Here is a 297-nt window from a genome sequence, read left to right as displayed (position 1 = left end):
GTGCCGCTTCGACGCGATCAACAAGTTCGCTGAAGACCTCGACGCGTACGTCCGCCCGTTCCTGACGTTGAAGACCGAACCCAAGCGCGGAGGCGGGTTCCGCCAAGTCGCTTCCGGAGCGCCGCAGGTGATCGTCCCGAACCGTGCCACGCGGTCCTACCTCGGGTCGCGACTCGGTCGATCGCTGAGGTACCTCGGCCTCGCCGGCACCCACGACGTGCCGGAGGCGACCAAGTGGGCGGGCTCCCACCTGTCGTGGCTGGCCGAGCACGCCAACCTGCCGGGCCTGGCGAACTT

1 protein-coding gene is annotated in these 297 nt (G+C 68.7%); it reads left to right on the top strand.

The window, feature by feature from the left end:
* On the top strand, window positions 1–297 hold a 297-nt coding region (locus tag D9V41_RS18175; RefSeq protein WP_208006953.1), incomplete at both ends, for a hypothetical protein.

Origin of the sequence: Aeromicrobium phragmitis (genome assembly GCF_003674095.1) — a bacterium.
Classification (GTDB): domain Bacteria; phylum Actinomycetota; class Actinomycetes; order Propionibacteriales; family Nocardioidaceae; genus Aeromicrobium; species Aeromicrobium phragmitis.
The sequence above is the reverse complement of the archived record's forward strand: the minus strand, read 5'-3'. Positions and strand labels throughout refer to the sequence as shown.